We start from the raw sequence: 19,778 nt of genomic DNA, 5'->3' as shown, positions 1-19,778 counted from the left end.
TTCAAGGTCCATTCGCTTGGTATCGCGGGCCGCCAGTCGATAGATAACGGCACAGCTCAATCAATACAGATCGAACATATTGACTTCATATCCCTGCTCCTTTAAATAGTTAAACAGCTGCGCCCTGTGATGCTGAGCGTGCGTAACGATCTCGATCAGCCATTTGGCCTGCACCGTTCCATGATCTAAATAAAACGGCTTTGTTTTTTTTTGCAGAAATTGTTCATCCGGCAGCTGTTCCATATAGCTTCTTACATCTTGCAGCCCACTTTTCATCCTCTCGATCCATTGATCCGGCTCTTGATCGTTGGCAACCTCAGCTTCGAGTTTCCCAACCTCTTCCTCGCCTTTCTCCTGCAGGATGAGAAGGTCAGCAGAAGGGACGGAAACGAGGTGCAGCACCAGTTCATGCAATGACCTCATGTTTTCTCTTGGCCTGTAATCCAAGTGGTTGGTTGATATTTTACCGATTAAATTTGTAGAAGTTCTTACTATCAGCTCCAACTCTTCCAGAAGCAACTCTTTCATTTCTTTTATTCCCTGCATTTTGCCCACTCCCATTCAGTTATTTGATTTCTAGCTGCGCTTATGTACTTGCTGTCGTTTTATTGTAGCTAATAAGAGTGACAGATAAATAAAATAAATAAAAATTCGGGAAAAATAAGATGTCAAAATCGAAACGTATCCTGGAACTAAGATGACTGTCAACCGAAACCAGCCTGGGGAAAAACTGGTCAGGCTCTATGGTGAACTGAGCAAAGAAGGTGTCCAGCATTGTGAATCTGAGATTTGGACGGCGCCCGAGCTAAAGACACGAAACGATGGCACTGGATGGCTGGAGTGCTCCATTCCTAACACCGACCTAGACTACTTTACGGAGTTTTTTATAGGAATGGGCAGAAAAGCGACGGTTAAACGGCCTCATGAGCTGTTGGATCTCAAAAGGAAACGGCTGACAGAATTATCGGACGTTTACAGATGAAAAAAACCAGGGTCACAAAGGGAGCCCGGTTTTTGGCTTTACGTAAAATATTCAATTTTAGCGTTAGGAAAGAATCGGTCGATATCAGACTCCAAGCTCTCCCGCAGTGCATGTTCCTCTTCCTTGCTGTAGATATATTTTCCGATTCCGTAACGCCCCCATTTATACCTCCGCTCTTCTTCGTTCATCTCAAGCTTTGTTTTTGGGTAGTTTTTCTCGATTACGCGTTTGGCAGGCTTTGTGAAGCGGTGCTGAATCATCTCGAATGTAATATCATCCCTGGCGCTTTGCGGAAGTGCCGCATCAAGCTTTTCAAACAGCTCGCGATAGCCTTCCTGCCAGCCTTCATGAATATAGATGGGGCGACAATAAAACCTAGCGGATATCCGGCCTCGGCGACCTTTTTCGCAGCCTCGATCCGCATGTCGAGGGGTGATGTTCCCGGTTCAAAATATTTGATCACATAATCCGCATTCACACTAAAACGGAACCGTGTGCGGCCGTTATGCTCTGCATCGAGCAGATGATCGACATGATGAAATTTTGTAACAAACCTTAGCCGGCCGAGATCGGACTGTCCGAAATATTCAATCGCGTGCTTCAATGTATGAGTCAGATGGTCGATCCCAACAATATCAGATGTACAGGAAGCTTCAAAACGTGTGATCTGGGGGGCACGTTCTTCCATGTAATTTTGAGCCTGATCCAATATTTCTTCGACGTTTACATAGGTGCGGATATATGGTTTGCTTCCCATCGTTGTCTGCAGATAACAGTAGTGGCAATGCCCCATGCAGCCAGTGGCAAACGGAATGGCATATTCCGCAGATGGTTTGGACGAGTCAAATTTCAAAGTCTTCCGGACGCCGACCACAAGGGTTGATTTGGCGTTCCTGTATTTTTGCAGGTCGTTATCTCCCGGAATATTTCGTACCTGATTATGTGAAGTTGTTTCCCGGATCTCGAGTCCCATATTTTCAAATTTCTGTTTCAGCTGGACTCCTAGACGGTACTCCAGCGCCCTGGGTTCAATGTAAACCAGCTGCGGGACAAAAGGTTTTATCAAAAGTACACTCTCCTTTTACTGGTATTGGTCATAATCAAAGATTTTTTTATAGTGCTGTTCCGCTTCTTCAAATGTGTCATAGACGGCATCATCATCAGCCAGAAGATGATAGGACTCGTGCAAAAACAGAGCCACCTGATTTTCATGTTCAGGGTGCTCTACGATTTCAGCCTCTGTGATATTAGCTACATTTGGAGTATGCGGGTTTCTATAAATAACAAAGACTTGATCCCCCGCTTGATATTCCCTTTTTCCCATGTTGGCCCATTCCTTCCTGATAAATTGCACTCCGTTACTATCCTTGCCTCTGCCTCCTCATTTTATGTTAAGAGGCCCATTAAAAAAGACTCTCCCATTGGAAAGCCTTATTCATCGTGAGGGTTTATGATGGCCAGTACCTGGTGATCCTCCCACTTCTTTATGAAAACCTGCCTTTTCCAAAACTCTGATCGATCCAATGTTATGCGGCATAACACCCGCTTCGATGCGGTGAAGTTTAAGTTCGGCAAAAGCATACTGTACGATCAGCTTGGCCGCTTCTGTCGTGTAGCCTTTCCCGTTATGCTCCTGATCCAGAAAATAGCCGATGAACGCACTTTGAAGGGAGCCTCGCAAAACTTGAAAGAGATTAATGGTGCCGATTAACTCATGCTTGTCCATGGTAAATATCCCAAATTGATAGTCGGAATCATTTTTTTCCATTTCTCATAATCGCTGATCCTCTTCTTCTGGCCTTCTAAACTGTAAAAATCGTCCGGGCGCCCCATTGAAAATTCTTCGAAAAAAGCTCGGTTCTTCTCCTGCAATTGAAGAAGCACCTCTGAATCCTTTAACTCGAACGGCCTGATGTATACTCTCTTACCTGTCAACATTGATCTCCCCTTTTACTGCTTTACCTCTATTAACAACCACTAAATATTACCACGAAAGGATATTTTTTCACACTGGAGCTTGTTTCCTCCTTTTCCTGAACACTGTGGCTCCTATGAACCCGATGCAGCAGACGGCCGATGCCGACACCAAGATACCTGCCCAGATTCCAAACGGTGGAACGGCGTGAATCGATTTATATAAAAGCAGTACACTGAAAGAAAAAATAAATAAGGTCATTGAAAACAGAAAGAGGAAGACATAATGCACGATATAAAAGACCGTGAACCGGCTTGCAGGCAGATGTTGAAGCGTCAGCCCCTCCCAAACAAAATCAATTAATCTTTTCATTTTGATCCTCCTTTATAACCATCATAGACGTTCATAGGATTAGTTATTCGTCTATTTCGTATATTCTTACTTTCAGTGTCTTTTACTTAACAATTTCGCTATAATAGGTTTATTCCAATCAGAAAGGTCGGATAAACATGCGCAAGCCTCAGTTTTCTGTCCCTCGTCCATTAGTCCGGCTTAATCAGTGGTTTATCGTATTGTCAGTGGCAGCCGAATGGATCACAAGCGCCGAGTGGCTCCTTCTTCTCCCGTTAGCTGCTGGACTGTCTGGACTTTTGTTCAGGTTTAATCCTGTCATGCAGTTTGGGAAGCTGTTTCTTCAGAAGCCGTCTTCTTCTTATATTCCGGAAGAATGGAAACAGCAGCAGTTTAACCAAGTGATTGCTGTAGCGTGCCTTTTCCTGGCTTATCTTTCGTACCTTTTTCATTACTCAATCGCTGCGTATGTTTTTTCAATCATTGTTTTCTCCGCAGCGCTTGTCGCGATCCTCGGATTTTGCGTCGGTTGTTTTATCCGATTTCAGTGGCAGCAGTTCCAATACCGCAGATCATCCAGCCGTTAAAAAAGCAGTGCTCCTATGAAGGGAACACTGCTTTTTTTGTTATATGTTAAAGATATGCTGTTTCGCCAATAAAAGGAGAGCTGCAATCATTAAGATACCTGAAACAGCGGTTTCTGTACTTGATCCCGTCTTGGTGTACAGCGGAGACCGAAACCGCAAAGGAACGGGATACAAAAATTGTATGCCTCTTGATGTACAGGCATCCAGTATGAGATGGCTGATCGCACCAGACAGCAATCCATACTTTAGATTCAAACTGTATGCTGAATGAAGAGAATTGGTCAGCCAGATCACAGCTGCGATGAACAGCCAACTGTGAGTAACTGTCCGGTGCCCGAATGCTTTGCTAACAAACTTTGAAAATAGCTTTGTTTTCCGCCCCGCCCAAGAATTTGGATGGCACAGGTCTGGAAGCAGGCTGCCTAATAGTCCAGCTCCATAAAAAACGAGTTGGTGGTCAAGCGATGCCGGTCCATCCACCCATTCGTTTACGAGGGCAGCCGCAGCCAATCCTCCCATTAAATGTGTGTTTCCTTTCATCGTTCACCTTTTCCCTTGATGTTAGTTTACATAATGTTATGTAGGTTAACTAGTTTGAAAACAAAGAGCAGCCAGTGCTACTCCTTGTTTTCTTCCGTGCGGATGTGTTCCCAAACTTCCGTCACTTCTCCAGTATCACTGATATCTACCACATACGAACCGTTATTATACCTATCTGCATTTTTCAGCTTTGCTGGATCAACAAGTACGATACTGTTGTTCTTTGTCTTCACTTCATAAGTTACACCGGTGCTTGCCAGCTCCAGATCAATAATCCGGTGAGGATTGCTCTTCAGTTCCCTAAGCATCACTAGCCCCCGCTTCGCTCTTGAGGATTTGTCAAACTCAGTAATCTTCATCTTCTTTACGGAACCTCGATGGGTGATTAAGACGAGCTGGCTGGCCTCTTTGTCATGCAGTGCTTTTCCGCTTACTACATAATCCCCGTCTTTCAGGTTGATCCCTTTCACTCCTGCAGCTCGCTGTCCGACCACGTTGATTTCTTCCTCGCTGAACCAGAGGCCATATCCGTAGTGAGTAGCAATGAATACATCCCCACCGCCATTCGTCAGGTGAACATCGACAACTTCATCGTCACCTTTAAGTTTAAGAGCCATGAGCATCTTGTTATACCGCTGTGCTTTATACTGCATTAATTCGGTTTTCTTTACCATCCCCTGCTTCGTGAAGAAGAGGAGGAATTGATTCTCTTGAAATTCTTTCACAGGTATCACTTTAATCAGTTCTTCGTCCCGGTCCAATCCTACCAAACTCGCCAAGTGCTGGCCCGAATCCTTCCAGCGGGCTTCTGGAAGTTCGTACACCGGCATGAAGATGTAGTTCCCTTTGCTCGTGAAAATCAGGATGGTATCCGTTGTGTTCAGCTGAGAAGCCATGAGCAGCCGGTCTGACTCCTTCATACCAGGCGCTTCACCGTTCGAAGCAGAATAAGAACGAATGGAGGAACGCTTGGAATATCCATCCTTCGTAACTGTAACCATTACGTCCTCTGATGGGATCATAACTTCCATATTGATCTTAATTTCTTCAATTTCATCTTCAATTTTCGTTCGCCGTTCATCACTGTATTTCTTTTTGATCTCGGCCAATTCTTTCTTGATGACATTGAAGAGCTTAGCCTCACTGTTCAGGATGCCCGATAAATGGGAAATTTTCTTTTCAAGCTCAGAAGCTTCGTTTTCAAGAGTCGTTACGTCTGTATTCGTCAGCCTGTATAGCTGCAAGGTAACGATTGCCTCCGCTTGTGCTTCTGTGAATGAATACTGCTGGATCAGATTGTCTTTGGCATTGCGTTTGTCTTTCGAACCTCGGATGATCGCAATGACTTCATCAAGGATCGAGATCGCTTTAGTGAGCCCTTCCACCACGTGCTGCCGTTCTTTCGCTTTGTTCAAATCATATTGCGAACGCTTCGTGACAACTTCTTTCTGATGCTCGATATAAGCCGAGATGATCTGCTTAAGTCCCATTAACTTTGGCGTTTTATTGTGAATAGCGACCATGTTGTAGTTGAATGAAATTTGAAGATCTGTGTTCTTGAACAAGTAGGCCAATACTCCTTCAGCATGGCCATCCTTTTTCAGTTCAATGACAATGCGCAAACCCGTACGGTCGGTCTCATCCCTGACCTCGGAAATTCCCTCGACCTTCCTATCCAGACGAAGCTCATCAATTCGCTTGACCAGGTTGGCTTTGTTTACCTCATACGGGATCTCGGTAATGACGATCTGCTGCCTTCCGACCTTTAGATCTTCAATCTGAGTCTTTGCACGTACGATCACGCGTCCCTTTCCTGTTTCAAACGCTTTTCGAATACCTTCTTTACCTTGAACAATCCCACCTGTAGGAAAATCAGGTCCTTTCATCACTGTCATCAAATCATCAAGGCTTACATCAGGATCCACGATCTGCATCGTGACCGCATCAATGACTTCTCCAAGGTGATGCGGAGGAATATCTGTTGCATAACCCGCGGAGATGCCTGTAGAACCGTTCACTAGAAGATTCGGATACCTCGCTGGCAGAACAACGGGTTCATCAATCGTATCATCAAAGTTTGGCGCAAACTCCACGGTATTCTTTTCAATATCACGCAGCAATTCAGAAGCAATGGAAGCAAGCCTTGCCTCGGTATAACGCATCGCAGCTGCCGGGTCCCCATCAACACTGCCGTTATTGCCGTGCATCTGAATAAGGACATTTCTTACTTTCCAGTCCTGGCTCATCCGCACCATTGCTTCATAAACCGAGGAATCACCATGCGGATGGTAGTTACCGATTACGTTACCGACGGTCTTTGCCGATTTTCGGTACGGTTTATCCGAGGTGTTTCCTTCCTGAAACATTGCATACAGAATTCGGCGTTGAACCGGCTTCAATCCGTCCCTTGCGTCAGGCAGTGCACGGTCCTGAATAATGTATTTACTATACCTCCCAAAGCGGTCTCCGATGACCTCCTCGAGCGGCAGATCCATAAATCGTTCTAATAATGACAAAATCTAAACCTCCTCGGAATACTGCTGATCTGATAAATTTTCATTATCCAGAATGTTCGTATCCTCGTTTAACCCAAACTCAACATGCTCTTCGATCCATTTTCTGCGGGGCTCTACTTTATCTCCCATCAGGACGGAAACCCTCTTTTCCGCTCGAGCAGCATCATCAATTTTCACACGGATCAAGGTTCGTGTCTCAGGATCCATCGTTGTTTCCCACAGCTGGTCGGCATTCATCTCTCCCAGACCTTTATAGCGCTGGATCACGTAACCTTTGCCGACTTTTTTCATTGCCGTTTTCAGTTCATCATCATCCCAAGCGTATTCGATAATTTCTTTCTTTCCGCTGCCTTTGCTGACTTTATAGAGCGGCGGAAGAGCGATATAGACTTTTCCGTTCTCGATCAGCGGTTTCATATATCGGTAAAAGAACGTCAGCAGCAGAACTTGAATGTGGGCGCCATCCGTATCCGCATCAGTCATGATGATCACTTTTTCGTAGTTAAGGTCTGCAACCGCAAAATCAGAACCTACTCCTGCTCCCAGAGCATGGATGATCGTATTGATCTCTTCATTCTTGAAGATGTCTGCAAGCTTCGCTTTTTCCGTATTTATCACCTTACCCCTGAGCGGCAGGATCGCCTGAAAACGCCGGTCGCGCCCCTGTTTGGCCGAACCGCCAGCAGAATCACCCTCTACGAGATACAATTCGTTCTTGGCGGGGTTCTTTGAAGTTGCCGGGGTTAATTTTCCACTCAGCATCGTGTCTTTTCGTTTGTTCTTCTTGCCGTTTCGCGCATCCTCCCTCGCCTTGCGTGCCGCTTCGCGCGCCTGGGCGGCTTTTATGGCCTTCCTTATCAGCATTTCACTGATCTGAGGGTTTTCCTCCAGGAAGTACGAGAGATTGCCTGAAACGACGCTGTCGACGCTTGATCGTGCATCACTGCTGCCCAGCTTGCTTTTCGTTTGGCCTTCAAATTGAAGCTTTTCTTCCGGAATACGGACCGAGATTATGGCAGTCAATCCTTCACGGATGTCGGATCCGTCAAGGTTTTTATCGCGCTCTTTTAAAAGAGATACCTTGCGGGCGTAATCATTCATGATCCGTGTAATCGCGGTTCTTGCTCCTGATTCATGTGTGCCTCCGTCCTTTGTCCGGACGTTATTAACGAATGAAAGAACATTTTCTGCGTATCCGTCATTAAACTGAAACGCAAAGTCGACTTCGATGTCATTCTGTGAACCTTCAAAGCTGACGACAGGATGCAGTACATCTTTATCCTCGTTCAAGTAAGTCACAAAGGCTTCAATGCCTGACTCATACTGATACGTATCGCTCTGTCCGCTCCTTTTGTCTGTCAGTTCTATCTTTACGCCTTTTAGGAGGAATGCCGCTTCTCTTAACCGCTCGCTCAGCGTTTCATAGTTATAACTCGTCGTGCTGAAGATCGAGGCATCCGGTTTGAAATGGATGATTGTTCCGGTCTTTCTGGTCGTACCGATCTCCTCGAGCGTTGTTACCGGCTTCCCTCCGAATTCAAAACGCTGCTGATAAACGGTTCCGTGCCTGTGGATGGTTACTTCGAGCCATTCAGACAACGCGTTGACGACTGATGCGCCTACCCCATGGAGTCCGCCGGACGTCTTGTATCCGCCCTGTCCGAACTTACCTCCCGCATGGAGAACTGTCAGGATAACTTCCGGTGTGGGCTTGCCCATTCTGTGCATACCCGTCGGCATCCCCCGTCCTTCGTCCCTGACGCTTACACTGTTGTCTTTATGTATCGTGACATATATATTATTGCCGTGGCCCGCCAGCGCTTCATCTACGGCATTATCTACGATTTCATAAACAAGATGATGCAATCCCCGGCTATCGGTGCTGCCGATATACATACCAGGACGTTTTCTGACCGCTTCAAGGCCTTCTAATACCTGTATGGCATCATCGTTATAATCTAATTGTGGTTTACTAGCCAAAACACTTTCTCCCTTCAAAAAACTTGCAGTATAACTAATCATATCAGAACATTTGTTTCTATTCCACAAAACAAAAAAAGAGTAGACCGCTTTCTATTTTATCTTTTCTGCTTCAATCGTGCAAAAACCTTTTGACTCTACACAAAAAACCACCCCCTGAGAGCGGGTGGTCCAAGCTTATCTGACTAACCTTGCGTACTCGACTTTGATGCATTTGTCCATGATGGAAACCGTATCATGCGCCTTAAGATAATCGTATGCTTCATCGTTCGCAAGTCCCAGCTGTGCCCAGAAAACATCAGCTCCAATCGCAACAGCATCCTTCGCGACTTCAGGAAGATACTCGCTTCTGCGGAAAACATTCACAATATCCACATGCCCGTCGATATCCTGCAAGGTCTTTACCGCTTTCACTCCGAGGACTTCATCAGCTGACGGATTTACCGGAATGATCTCAAAGCCGGCATCCTGCATAACAGCGGAAACCATGTAAGATGTTTTCATCGGGTTGTCTGAAAGCCCTACAACTGCGATTCTTTTTTTTGAGATAAGAATTTCTTTGATTTCTTCATCCGTCGGATTTTTAAAATGCATGTTGATTTCCCCCTTAAGATATCGTCTACTACTCTATATATGGACCTAAAATCGGATTTTCAAACACCTGAAAATGCCAGCCGTTATCCGGCTGGCACGTTAAACGACTAATTCAGCTGGTAGATGGAGGAATACTTCTCTTCAAAATATTGGATCAGATAGTCCGGATTTAAGCCCTCGCCTGTCACATCTTGAAGAATTTCCATCGGTTTTTTCATTTTTCCATATTGGTGAATATTTTTGCTGAGCCACTCCTGAACCGGTTTAAGATTCCCTATTTCAACAAGCTGATCAAATTCAGGAAGTGCACGCACAAGAGCTTGTTTGAGCTGGGCAGCATAGATATAACCCAGTGCATAGGAAGGGAAATAACCAAAGCTTCCTCCTGACCAGTGAACATCCTGAAGGACACCTTCGCTGTCTTTCTCAGGTGTTACTCCCAAGTACTCCTGCATTTTCTCATTCCATATGCGTGGCAGGTCTTTTACTTCTATTTCGTCATTGAACAAGCCTTTTTCAATTTCATACCGAACAATCACATGAAGGGGATATGTCATCTCGTCCGCCTCAATACGGATCAAGGAAGGTTCTACAATATTGATCGCCTTATAGAAGCTTTCAAGGTCTACACTTTCAAACTGGCATCCAGCACATTGTTTGAGCGAAGCATAATGATGGTTCCAGAACCCTATATGGCGTCCCACAAAGTTTTCCCAGAACAGGGACTGTGACTCATGGATACCCATGGAGGTACCTGTGCAAAGAGGCGTACCTACAAGATCTTCTGACAGGTTTTGTTCATAAAGAGCATGTCCGCCCTCATGGATGGTGCCAAAAACCGCAGTGCGGAAATCATTTTCCACATAGCGGGTCGTCACACGGACATCTCTGGGGTTTAATCCGATAGCGAACGGATGAACCGTTTCATCCAGACGACCGGATTCAAAATCATAACCCATCTCTTTTAAAACGTGAAGGCTGAACTCTTTCTGTTTCTCTTTAGGGAACGGCTCAAACAAGAATGACGTCTCGGGCTTGCCTGCGTCCGTCACCTTCTGAAGAAGAGGTACGATGCGGTCCCGGAGTTTAGCGAACGTTTCATCCAGGATTTCTACTGTTACTCCCGGCTCATACATATCTAAGAGGGTGTTGTACTTGTTGCCTTCATACCCCCAGTACTCAATGAAACGTTTATTGAACTCTACAAGCTTTTCCAAGCAGGGCTGGAACATCGCAAAGTCTGACTTCGCTCTCGCTTCTTCCCAGATGCTTTCTGCTTTGGACTGCAGGATCACGTATTCCTTAAATTCATCAGCCGGAATCTTTGTATTGCGGTCATATTCTTTTTTAACCTCTTCCAGCGTTTTTTTCGTTACTTCCGCAAGTGAATCGAAAACGGACGGTTCAGAAAGTTCTTCTATGTATTTTTTCATTTCTTCCGATGTGGACATGGCGAATACGTCTGCAGACAGAGTGCCGATGACTTCGGAACGCTGGCTGACACCCTTTTTAGGCGCACCTGTACGGAGATCCCAATACATTAATCCGATGGCTTCATTCAAATGCGCCATTTTTTTCAAATAATCAAGAAATTTCTTTTCTACCGATTGCAAGGTTTGTGACATTATGTTCTTCCTCTCTAACTTAAGTAATTTAACCATACCACCTCACTATTCGGCAGAAAACAGAAAACTCCTTCAAAGGAAGAAAAGCCCGCAACAATGCCCTTAATGCAGCCGGTCCAGAAAAGAGCAGGTTCCATGTTCTCCACTGATGCCAAATTCGTAAGACAGCGCCTGTTTTAATGCATGATCCGCTTCTACTAAAGCGTGTTGATACCGTTCGCCGTATTGTTCATTCAATGCCTTTATCGTTTCATATGCATGTTTCAGCTGCAGGATATATTCCGTTTTTTGATCCATTGTCCTTCACCTCTGCTCACAGTATGGCCGGTTCACACGTTCCTCATTACTTGCCGAACAAAAAAAGGATCTCCCTCATCTGGAGGGAGATCCTTAGTTTAGCTCCGTGGCGGTTTTTTTCCGAAGTACTGGTAATAATCGGTCTTAATATGCCCATTATACAGTTTTCTTTTTTTTGTTGCTGCTTTGCCGTAGAGCTGCTCAAATTGCTCATTGGAGGTAATGACATATACCGACCAAGTATCGAGCGGGCGGAAGACCTCACCCATGTCTTTATATAGCTGTTTTACTTCTTCTTTTTCACCAAGCCGTTCCCCGTAAGGCGGGTTGCTGACCACATAGCCGTACTCTTTTCTTGTGGTAAAGTCTCTGACCTGCATCTGTTTAAACGTAATAAAATCGCCAAAACCCGCTTCTTCAGCATTATTGATCGAAAGGTCGATCATTTTATGGTCAATATCAGAGCCCTGTATATCAAGCGGTGTATCATATTTTGCGAGATCATTCGCTTCTTCTACAGCCCCGTACCATACTTTTTTATCGATCCAGTTCCAATTTTCAGAAGCAAATTCCCGGTTTAGTCCCGGTGCCACATTCTGCCCGATCATCGCTGCCTCGATCGGTATGGTTCCCGATCCGCAGAACGGGTCGACCAAAGGCTTGTCCGGCGTCCAGTTCGTTAATTTGATCAAAGCGGAAGCCATCGTTTCTTTTAAAGGCGCTTCACTGTGGAGGGCACGGTAACCGCGTTTATGGAGGCCTGTCCCGCTTGTATCGATCGTCAAAGTAGCCACGTCTTTCAATAGAGCGACTTCAATACGGTAAAGAGCACCGTCTTCCGGAAACCACGTTTCTCTTTGATAAGCGTTCTTCATTTGGTCAACTACCGCTTTTTTTACGATGGCCTGACAGTCGGATACACTGAATAATTTGGACTTCACCGATTTTCCGATAACAGGGAATTCCCCATCTTCAGGGATAAAATCTGACCAAGGCAAAGCTTTTGTCTCTTCAAACAGTTCATCAAAAGTTTCTGCTTTAAATTCACCGACCAGCAGTTTTACACGGTCTGCAGTCCTCAGCCAAAGATTGGAGCGGCAGAGAGCAGATTCATCACCCTTAAAAATAATCTTGCCGTTTTCAACTTTTACATCCTCATAGCCGAGCTCCCGTACTTCCTGAGCGACGATGGATTCCAGGCCCATGGCCGCTGTTGCAATATACGTCAGATTCATAAGTGATCTCCTTATGTTTGTTTTCCAGTATTAATATACCCAAAATAACTTATGTAAAAAGAAAAAAGGCCACTAGGGCCCTCTCACATTCTCAAGTGTCACCAATAACGTTCTGTAAGCCATGTTCTGTTCCATTGTACTGCATTCGGCTTCCGCCTCGTACTCCGGTGGTAATCATCTATCTACAGATGAATGATCATCTGTTCTTCTTCGCGTTCAATTCCGCTCAGAAAACTCCCCTACCATAATTTGGGTTTCTCGCTCGTGGGGTTTACCGCGTTCCACTCTTGCCGTTTCCGGAAAGACTACGTCACTGTGGCACTTTAAAGGTAGTGTCACCATATCCGAAGACTTAGGTGAGTTCCCTGCCGTTAATCCAGTCGAAACCGGAATACCCTGGCTTATCTTTTCGCCAGGCACGAACACTACGGCCATCTCAGACCGTGCGAGCATGGACTTTCCTCAACATCCTTAAAAAGATGCCGCGATTACCCGAACGTTATTAGTTTTTAATTTGTCAAAGCAAAATTCAGTATAACAGGAAGCTGTTTAAAAATCAAATGGATAATAATGACTAAATCAGTCGTACAGCTTGCTTCCGAATACGTGCTTTTCGAGATTGGACAAACGCTGAAGAATGTCGGAATTAATGTTCATAGAAGAAGCAGGAACTCTTCTTGTTTGTTCAGATGTGTTTTGAACTTCTTTGCGGAGCCTGTTGTTCTCCTGAATCACTTTGTCAAATTCCTTCTGGAAGTTCTCATAATCTTTGATGATTAAATCAAGGAATTTATCTACTTCATCCTGATCATAACCTCGAAAACCCTGTTTAAAATCTTTTTCAAGAATTTCTTTTGCAGTCAGATTCAATCGTTTTTCTCCATTCATCCGGCTCACCTCAATGTTTAACTTCTTTTTTACTGCATTCGCTGCACGGTTAAAACCAAAACACCGTTCTTCATTTTACTTGATAACTTTTAACTTAAATCTAGCCTATATTTTTTCAAATTCAATAGAAAAAGTCAATTTCTTATCCTTTTTATTCCCAAAATTCCCCGTTGGCTTCCTGCTCATCCTGATAGATCAGTTCAAGGTCATACGGTGTGATATGTATTACTTCGTATGAAGGGTCTTTTTCTTGCCTTAATTGAGCAGGGTCAAGATAAAAACGCGGGGTTCCCGGCGTATCTTCATCATATACAATGAGCATTCCGTCCGTTTTCTGCACAAGGAACCCATTTTTGGCAGCGAGCTGCTTGGGGCTGAAATAAGGCCTATCGGAGATCGATTGTACAAAGTCCGCCTGTGCCAGCAGTTCATGATACTGCTCTTGCCGTGCCTCGTTCCAATTCGCCTCCTGATCCAAAAACGGCGTAAGCACAGCCAGTTTCAGCTCCGGGAACCTTTCTTCTCTCATCTCAACCGCTACTTCTCCTGCCCAAATTTCAACACCGGGCTGACCGCTGATGATCACCCATTCCAATCCTTCTTCCAGGAGGGCCGTCAGCTGCTTCTCGATGGCTTTTTTTATATAGTGTACCCCCGGATCCTTCTCTCTAAAAATCCCGAGTTCATGGGATTTATATCCAGTAACCAGCAAGTTTTTCACCATGAACATCGCTCCCAGCTTTTCGATTACTTCGAAAAAAGGAACCAATCAAAATGATCAGTTCCCTTACGTCACATGACTAAATTCATTTGCAATAAAAAACGTCAGACCCAAAACAAGAAAAAATGCAAATACTACCCATTGCCTCACGGTTACATCTCTCCATCGCTTAATATACTAGCATATTTTTACAGGAAAATGGCCAATTCCCCAAATTTCTACAGCACGTGTAACCTAATAGCGACTATCGTCAAAGCGGCGCACATTTTGCGCTTGCCTGGGGAATAAATTATGATTTTCCTATGAAAAATCTCCTTTTTCATTCTACACAAAAAGTGTCCAAAATTAAATACATTTATCGGCCAAAATTTATATTTTTTTAGGTGATTTCACATTTTTTTCTTAATCTCTGAATTCTCTTGTCAAACGCGGCATTTTCCTTAACCTCCGTCCTTTTCAAAAGCCTTTTTTTCCTCTTCCAGATCCCATAAGCGGCTTCCGCATAATAAAGTGCTCTTTCAAAATCTTTTTCCTGATGTTCATGCCATTTTGCCAACTCGACGAAAGGTTCTTCATCATTTTCCATCGGGCTGTTTTGACAAAGTTCCTGCCAGAGCGGAACAGCGAGATGTTCCTGCTTCATTTTTTTGTAAAGAGCGGCGGCAGCCTTCTTGGCCATTTTGCTTGGACTGCCTTCCCCATTCATCATTTCCGTGTATTTTTGGAGAGCGACGCCAAACTGCCCGGCAGATTCATACCACCTGGCCGACTCATATTGTTCGATACTCGTCACGGCTGATGAACCCTGAAGGATCTTGGAAATGTGAATATACAGGGTGATCAGCGATAGAACATCCCACTCATTATGAATCATGACCCCCTTTACGAGTTCCGGATCATTTTCTTTTAAGTATTGAAAATAGAGCATCGGTGCAAGATAACCAGGAGTATCATGCTCCCGCTCCACACCAAGGATCTCTTTTTCAACGACAGAGAGCCTCACGGATTCAAGACTCTGTTTCCACAGCCTCCTGGAGCCGTGGAGAAGATCAAAATGGCCGAACGCTGGCAGTGACGGTACAAAATCCCGGATCAGTGTATGTCTCGTTTTGACTTGAGGCCAGTCAAACGATTTTCCGTTGTACGTGACCAGGTTCTTCAGTTCCTTCACTTGTGTTAGAAAATAGTGGTACATCGCGATCTCGGAGCCCGGTCCGGGAAGAAAATATTGTTTTACTTTAACTTGCTCTTCTTCCACTTGGCTGTGCCCGAGCAGAAAGATCGTATTACCCGCTCCACCGCTTAATCCTGTCGTTTCTGTATCAAAGAACAGTAAATCTGCTGGGGAAAGGTTATGAGAAGATAGAGGATGGATGTCCCCAGACTTCATCCATCCCTCCATGACACTCTCGAGTTCTTTAAAGGAATAGTTCCCCCAGCGCTGATCTAATGGATAGTGGACTTCCCTGACGAGGCAATACTCCTCATCATAAAAATAAGGGGCAGTCTGAAGACTTTTCCAAGCTTCATGATGCTGAATGGCCTGACGTTGCGGAGTGAATTCGACCAAAGGTTCCGCCTTGTTTTTCTCGGTGACGAGATGCTTTTTAAAGCGATTCAGTTTGGATTGCATCGACATGTTCATCTCTCCTGACTGCATCCAGCAGCTTTAATGCAAGAACCTTCGCATTCTCACCTTCCAGCATCGTCCCTGTGCAAGAAGGGCACCCAGCTTCACAAGGACATGATTGAATTACATGATAGGCTTCATGAATGACCGTATCCCATATTTTATACACATTCTCACTCAATCCGATGCCGCCTGGATAGCGATCATAAAGGAAAATCGCCGGCTTGCCGGAATGGACTGCTTTGATCTGTGGAACGACATGCAAATCACTGGGGTCACACATGACAAAAAGCGGTGCCACATGACGAAACACGTTCGCCACCCCGATCAGCCCCTGTTCAATGGAGCTCTCACTTACATTGTGAAGCTGTTCTCTTTCAAATTCAAGCCAGGTAGCCGACGTGTGAAGCTCTTCTTCAGGGAGATGAATTGGCCCTGACCCTACGTTCTCGTGCGTTTCAAATTTGATCTTCTTGAAAATGGTAGCCATCGCATTTACCGTTACTTCCCCATACGCCCGTTCCTGATCTTTCATCTTCGTATTTTTGTCAATTTCAAGCACCTTTAAAGAAACGGCAAGATTGGCATCGGTAAAATAGTCCACATCTACTTCCCGAACGAAGGCCTTCTTCTCTTCATAATCCAGTTTTTCGACCTGATACTGTATGCCCTGATGAAGATAAATCGCTTCCTCATGCAAAAGGGTCATCGAGCTGAAACGGTCCATTTCCCCAATGATTTTGACATTTGCCACATCACTTTGGTCAACGATTACCACATTTTCCTGTGATGCGGACCGCAATGAGATGTTATGTGCAGGGAATGAGTCGTTCATCCAGAAATATCGTTTTCCCTGGTGATGAAGAACCTGTTCGTCTGTCAGAAATTCAAGAATCTCTTCAAGCTCTACTCCGCCGAATGAATCCCCCTCTTGAAAAGGAAGCTCATACGCCGCACATTTGACGTGATCGACAAGGATGATCAAGTTATCCGGATTGATCCGTGCAGATTCAGGAGAACGGTCAAAAAAGTATTCCGGCTGCTGGATGATATATTGATCCATCGGACTGGAGCTTGCAACCATGATCACGACTGATTCGTCCTGACGGCGTCCCGCTCTCCCCGCTTGCTGCCACGCACTAGCAATCGAACCAGGATACCCTGTTAAAATACAAGCGTGGAGCTGTCCGATATCGACACCAAGCTCAAGGGCATTCGTACTCACTACACCCATGATCTCTCCATTTCGCAAGCCCTTCTCAATGGCTCTCCGCTGAGTTGGAAGATAGCCCCCCCTGTACCCTTGAATGGATTTCATGCCGAATTCCTTTTTGGCCAGTTCCTGCAGATATGTCAGCAGGATTTCAACTCTTACACGGCTTCTTGCAAACACAATGGTCTGTATCTTGTTTTTGAGAAACTGGCTGGCAAGGTCTCTCGCCTCAAGAGTCGCTGATTTTCTCACGTTTAATGGCTTATTCACGATTGGAGGGTTATAGAAGATAAAGTGCTTCTTCCCGCTCGGAGCGCCGTTGTTGTTAATGAGTTCCATAGCGCTTCCCGTCAGCTTTTCCGCAAGCTCTTTCGGATTCGCGATGGTCGCAGATGTACAGATGAAGATCGGCTGGCTTCCATAAAAGGAACAGATTCTCTTTAAACGGCGGATGACATTTGCAACATGGCTGCCGAACACCCCTCTATATGTATGGAGCTCGTCGATGACGATGTATTTCAGGTTCTCGAACAGGGACACCCATTTCGTATGATGAGGCAGAATCGCTGAATGCAGCATATCTGGATTCGTCATAACAACATTTCCGGCTTTTCGTACGACCTGCCGGATGTTTGCCGGTGTGTCGCCATCATACGTATAGCTCTTGATATCGAGACCAATCGCATCAATAAACTCATTGATTTCTGCTTTTTGGTCCTGTGCGAGCGCTTTGGTCGGAAATAAATATAGTGCCCTGCTGTCCGGGTTGTGAGCGATTTCCTGAAGGACCGGCAAGTTGTAGCATAGGGTTTTCCCTGATGCCGTCGGTGTGACTGCGACAAAGCTATGGCTGTGTTGAGCTGTCTGAAACGCGGACAGCTGATGGGAGTAGAGAGAAGATACCCCCCTGTCCTGCAGAGCTTGTTTTATATGTGGATGAAGCGTTTCAGGGATCGGCCCTGTCACCGCATCTTTTTCTTCAATCGTTTTCCAGTGAACTATCTGTTCGTTGATGGAAGGTTCCGTTCTTAATAATGCAAGCAGTTCCTGCATCGTTTTTTTCGTTTCCATATCCGTCACCTCACCCCCTATTTTATCGAATAAACGTTCGTAAGAAAACAAATATCTCGCGTGAAAGGGGTTGATGTACGAAAAACCGCGGTGCCTGGCACCAAAAAAAGAAAAAACAGCATACCCGCGGGCTTGCTGTTCCACTTTGGTCCTCGTCGAAAAAAGGCCATCAGCTGCTTTTAATCATTCTGCTCCTCTTTACTGCGGCTGTCATATGCAACTCCACAGGAGCAGCGGCTTTCACCGAATAATAAATTATAAGAAGCTGGGAATTCCTGATTGACTCGCTGCACTTCTCTAGCAAATTCTTTGCTGTCAGAAGGTACTCTAGAAAGGGCATCCGCTTTTTTTTGAGAATCAATATAAGCCCCGGGAGGAACGAACCTATTCATAGCAATATGAACACCATTGGTCACCACCGCATTATTGGAAATAAATACTCCGCTTTGTACGATTGCGTTATATACAATGGCTTTAAATCCAACAAACACCTTCTTACCTATATAACAAGGACCATGGACAAGAGCTCCCTGAGCTATGGTGACTTCCTTGCTGATGAAGATGGAATATCCCTTTCCACCTACAGAAATCCGTTTATTTAATAAACCATGTAAAATAACTCCATCCTGAAGAATTGTATTGGACCCTATATAAAATGGGGTTCCTTCATCCGCACGTATACTGACATTCGGTGCGACATACACATTATTTCTTATGGCTACATCCCCAATCACACTTGAGAAAGGACTGAGGAATGATGTTTTGTCAATCCTCGGGAAACTTTGAACCGGATTAAAGGAAGTAATGGGATTAGGACTGATAAATGGTTTAAAACAATTACCTGCTGATTCATCATTGCTTTTCAAACAGATCACCCCTTTGTTCACTTTATCCATTCAAATTATGCAAGATGGGGATATCCGCAACATGGCCATTTTATAAAAATACAGTCAGTCACTTTAAAAAGGAGAAACCACACCTTTTATCGAATACCTAGTGCAATCCCCCTATATTTTAAAAACCGATTTAAATTTTGGTTAAGGAGTGCACAGTATGAATATCGTTGATCTGGTTCAGTCACAAGTCATTGCTTCGATTAAAAGTGAAGGAGATATTGAAAAAGCGATAACGAGTAAATCCAATATCGTATTTCTTTTAACGGGAAACTTGCTGAATATGACGGAATATCTTGATAAATTAAAAGAGGCTCAAAAAAGTATTTTTATCCATATTGATTTTATTGAAGGCCTTTCCAATACAAAAAGTGCCATAAAATATATTGCTCAAAAATGGAATCCTTCAGGCATCATTACTACAAAAAGCTCCTTGATTAAGTTTGCAAAAGAAGAGGGATTAATGGTCATTCAACGGATGTTTCTCATTGATCACAGTGCCATTAACAAAGGAATCAACATCTGCCAGTCTTATTATCCAGATGCAATTGAGGTTCTCCCGGGACTGATGCCAAAAGTGATCGATCATCTTACACGACAGGTTAACCTGCCCATCATTGCAGGAGGCTTAATCAGTTCAAAAGAAGATATTATAAAAGGACTGGAAGCGGGTGCCCTTGCTATGTCCACAGGAGATTCTTCCCTATGGAATTTTGATATCTAAAGTGCACAAAAAAGGG

Annotated in this window: 18 protein-coding genes, 1 other RNA gene and 2 pseudogenes; 3 read left to right on the top strand and 18 right to left on the bottom strand. The window is 44.6% G+C overall.

Features of this window, described 5'->3' with window-relative positions:
- Positions 1 to 60: 60 nt before the first annotated feature.
- Positions 61 to 546, bottom strand: coding sequence for a DinB family protein (locus ABHN01_RS22065; protein WP_429877311.1), 486 nt, complete (start codon positions 544 to 546; stop codon positions 61 to 63).
- 151 nt (positions 547 to 697) lie between these two features.
- Here ABHN01_RS22065 and ABHN01_RS22060 point away from each other — a divergent pair, with 151 nt between their 5' ends.
- A complete protein-coding gene (locus tag ABHN01_RS22060) occupies positions 698 to 982 on the top strand; it encodes a WYL domain-containing protein (RefSeq protein WP_429877310.1) in 285 nt (94 codons plus the stop codon).
- Positions 983 to 1,020: 38 nt separating this feature from the next.
- Here the strand turns inward: ABHN01_RS22060 and splB are convergent.
- The 4 genes and pseudogenes from splB to ABHN01_RS22040 form a co-directional block, all read right to left on the bottom strand.
- Positions 1,021 to 2,048: pseudogene (splB, locus tag ABHN01_RS22055) on the bottom strand (spore photoproduct lyase).
- A 15-nt stretch (positions 2,049 to 2,063) separates the two neighbouring features.
- A complete protein-coding gene (locus ABHN01_RS22050; protein ID WP_290400603.1) occupies positions 2,064 to 2,306 on the bottom strand; it encodes a transcriptional regulator SplA domain-containing protein in 243 nt (80 codons plus the stop codon).
- 107 nt (positions 2,307 to 2,413) lie between these two features.
- A pseudogene (locus ABHN01_RS22045) lies at positions 2,414 to 2,920 on the bottom strand (GNAT family N-acetyltransferase).
- A gap of 67 nt (positions 2,921 to 2,987) precedes the next feature.
- Positions 2,988 to 3,269, bottom strand: a complete 282-nt coding sequence (locus ABHN01_RS22040; RefSeq protein WP_429877309.1) for a hypothetical protein — start codon at positions 3,267 to 3,269, stop codon at positions 2,988 to 2,990.
- A 137-nt stretch (positions 3,270 to 3,406) separates the two neighbouring features.
- Here ABHN01_RS22040 and ABHN01_RS22035 point away from each other — a divergent pair, with 137 nt between their 5' ends.
- Positions 3,407 to 3,835, top strand: a complete 429-nt coding sequence (locus ABHN01_RS22035) for a DUF4395 domain-containing protein (RefSeq protein WP_429877308.1) — start codon at positions 3,407 to 3,409, stop codon at positions 3,833 to 3,835.
- 39 nt (positions 3,836 to 3,874) lie between these two features.
- On the opposite strand, the gene ABHN01_RS22030 is transcribed toward ABHN01_RS22035, so the two are convergent.
- The 13 genes from ABHN01_RS22030 to ABHN01_RS21970 form a co-directional block, all read right to left on the bottom strand.
- Positions 3,875 to 4,375 carry a metal-dependent hydrolase gene (locus tag ABHN01_RS22030; protein ID WP_429877307.1) on the bottom strand — a complete coding sequence of 167 codons (501 nt, stop codon included), beginning with the start codon at positions 4,373 to 4,375 and terminating at the stop codon, positions 3,875 to 3,877.
- Between the two features lie 77 nt (positions 4,376 to 4,452).
- Positions 4,453 to 6,891, bottom strand: coding sequence for a DNA topoisomerase IV subunit A (parC, locus tag ABHN01_RS22025; protein ID WP_429877306.1), 2,439 nt, complete (start codon positions 6,889 to 6,891; stop codon positions 4,453 to 4,455).
- Between the two features lie 3 nt (positions 6,892 to 6,894).
- Positions 6,895 to 8,871 (bottom strand): DNA topoisomerase IV subunit B, encoded by a 1,977-nt coding sequence (gene parE / locus ABHN01_RS22020; protein WP_290400608.1) that lies wholly within the window; start codon positions 8,869 to 8,871, stop codon positions 6,895 to 6,897.
- 177 nt (positions 8,872 to 9,048) lie between these two features.
- Complete coding sequence (locus tag ABHN01_RS22015) at positions 9,049 to 9,465, bottom strand: CoA-binding protein (protein ID WP_429877305.1); 417 nt, start codon at positions 9,463 to 9,465, stop codon at positions 9,049 to 9,051.
- Positions 9,466 to 9,572: 107 nt separating this feature from the next.
- Positions 9,573 to 11,090: a carboxypeptidase M32 gene (locus ABHN01_RS22010; protein WP_429877304.1), complete on the bottom strand. Its 1,518-nt coding sequence runs from the start codon at positions 11,088 to 11,090 to the stop codon at positions 9,573 to 9,575.
- 102 nt (positions 11,091 to 11,192) lie between these two features.
- On the bottom strand, positions 11,193 to 11,387 hold the full coding sequence (locus tag ABHN01_RS22005) for a hypothetical protein (protein WP_429877303.1): 195 nt from the start codon (positions 11,385 to 11,387) through the stop codon (positions 11,193 to 11,195).
- Positions 11,388 to 11,485: 98 nt separating this feature from the next.
- A complete protein-coding gene (locus ABHN01_RS22000; RefSeq protein WP_429877302.1) occupies positions 11,486 to 12,622 on the bottom strand; it encodes a THUMP domain-containing class I SAM-dependent RNA methyltransferase in 1,137 nt (378 codons plus the stop codon).
- Positions 12,623 to 12,732: 110 nt separating this feature from the next.
- An RNA gene (rnpB, locus tag ABHN01_RS21995) (RNase P RNA component class B) lies at positions 12,733 to 13,122 on the bottom strand.
- A gap of 79 nt (positions 13,123 to 13,201) precedes the next feature.
- Positions 13,202 to 13,510 carry a cell division regulator GpsB gene (gpsB, locus tag ABHN01_RS21990; protein ID WP_290400613.1) on the bottom strand — a complete coding sequence of 103 codons (309 nt, stop codon included), beginning with the start codon at positions 13,508 to 13,510 and terminating at the stop codon, positions 13,202 to 13,204.
- Positions 13,511 to 13,661: 151 nt separating this feature from the next.
- Positions 13,662 to 14,234: a DUF1273 domain-containing protein gene (locus ABHN01_RS21985; protein WP_429877301.1), complete on the bottom strand. Its 573-nt coding sequence runs from the start codon at positions 14,232 to 14,234 to the stop codon at positions 13,662 to 13,664.
- A 376-nt stretch (positions 14,235 to 14,610) separates the two neighbouring features.
- Positions 14,611 to 15,870 (bottom strand): ribonuclease H-like domain-containing protein, encoded by a 1,260-nt coding sequence (locus tag ABHN01_RS21980; protein WP_429877300.1) that lies wholly within the window; start codon positions 15,868 to 15,870, stop codon positions 14,611 to 14,613.
- Positions 15,839 to 18,145 carry a DEAD/DEAH box helicase gene (locus ABHN01_RS21975; protein WP_429877299.1) on the bottom strand — a complete coding sequence of 769 codons (2,307 nt, stop codon included), beginning with the start codon at positions 18,143 to 18,145 and terminating at the stop codon, positions 15,839 to 15,841. The genes ABHN01_RS21980 and ABHN01_RS21975 overlap by 32 nt, the downstream gene beginning before the upstream one ends.
- 179 nt (positions 18,146 to 18,324) lie before the next feature.
- Positions 18,325 to 19,011: a carbonate dehydratase gene (locus tag ABHN01_RS21970; protein ID WP_429877298.1), complete on the bottom strand. Its 687-nt coding sequence runs from the start codon at positions 19,009 to 19,011 to the stop codon at positions 18,325 to 18,327.
- Positions 19,012 to 19,198: 187 nt separating this feature from the next.
- On the opposite strand from ABHN01_RS21970, the gene ABHN01_RS21965 reads away from it, so the two are divergent.
- A complete protein-coding gene (locus ABHN01_RS21965) occupies positions 19,199 to 19,762 on the top strand; it encodes a glycerol-3-phosphate responsive antiterminator (RefSeq protein WP_429877297.1) in 564 nt (187 codons plus the stop codon).
- Positions 19,763 to 19,778: the final 16 nt, after the last annotated feature.

This window comes from Fictibacillus sp. NRS-1165, assembly GCF_050468105.1.
GTDB lineage: Bacteria > Bacillota > Bacilli > Bacillales > Fictibacillaceae > Fictibacillus_C > Fictibacillus_C terrinigri.
The sequence above is the reverse complement of the archived record's forward strand: the minus strand, read 5'-3'. Positions and strand labels throughout refer to the sequence as shown.

Excerpts from the sequence above, each read along its gene's own strand:
- ABHN01_RS22065 (WP_429877311.1), bottom strand. The coding sequence starts at position 546 with ATGCAGGGAATAAAAGAAATGAAAGAGTTGCTTCTGGAAGAGTTGGAG.
- ABHN01_RS22060 (WP_429877310.1), top strand. The coding sequence starts at position 698 with ATGACTGTCAACCGAAACCAGCCTGGGGAAAAACTGGTCAGGCTCTAT.
- ABHN01_RS22050 (WP_290400603.1), bottom strand. The coding sequence starts at position 2,306 with ATGGGAAAAAGGGAATATCAAGCGGGGGATCAAGTCTTTGTTATTTAT.
- ABHN01_RS22040 (WP_429877309.1), bottom strand. The coding sequence starts at position 3,269 with ATGAAAAGATTAATTGATTTTGTTTGGGAGGGGCTGACGCTTCAACAT.
- ABHN01_RS22035 (WP_429877308.1), top strand. The coding sequence starts at position 3,407 with ATGCGCAAGCCTCAGTTTTCTGTCCCTCGTCCATTAGTCCGGCTTAAT.
- ABHN01_RS22030 (WP_429877307.1), bottom strand. The coding sequence starts at position 4,375 with ATGAAAGGAAACACACATTTAATGGGAGGATTGGCTGCGGCTGCCCTC.
- ABHN01_RS22015 (WP_429877305.1), bottom strand. The coding sequence starts at position 9,465 with ATGCATTTTAAAAATCCGACGGATGAAGAAATCAAAGAAATTCTTATC.
- ABHN01_RS22010 (WP_429877304.1), bottom strand. The coding sequence starts at position 11,090 with ATGTCACAAACCTTGCAATCGGTAGAAAAGAAATTTCTTGATTATTTG.
- ABHN01_RS22005 (WP_429877303.1), bottom strand. The coding sequence starts at position 11,387 with ATGGATCAAAAAACGGAATATATCCTGCAGCTGAAACATGCATATGAA.
- ABHN01_RS22000 (WP_429877302.1), bottom strand. The coding sequence starts at position 12,622 with ATGAATCTGACGTATATTGCAACAGCGGCCATGGGCCTGGAATCCATC.
- gpsB (WP_290400613.1), bottom strand. The coding sequence starts at position 13,510 with ATGAATGGAGAAAAACGATTGAATCTGACTGCAAAAGAAATTCTTGAA.
- ABHN01_RS21985 (WP_429877301.1), bottom strand. The coding sequence starts at position 14,234 with ATGGTGAAAAACTTGCTGGTTACTGGATATAAATCCCATGAACTCGGG.
- ABHN01_RS21980 (WP_429877300.1), bottom strand. The coding sequence starts at position 15,870 with ATGTCGATGCAATCCAAACTGAATCGCTTTAAAAAGCATCTCGTCACC.
- ABHN01_RS21975 (WP_429877299.1), bottom strand. The coding sequence starts at position 18,145 with ATGGAAACGAAAAAAACGATGCAGGAACTGCTTGCATTATTAAGAACG.
- ABHN01_RS21965 (WP_429877297.1), top strand. The coding sequence starts at position 19,199 with ATGAATATCGTTGATCTGGTTCAGTCACAAGTCATTGCTTCGATTAAA.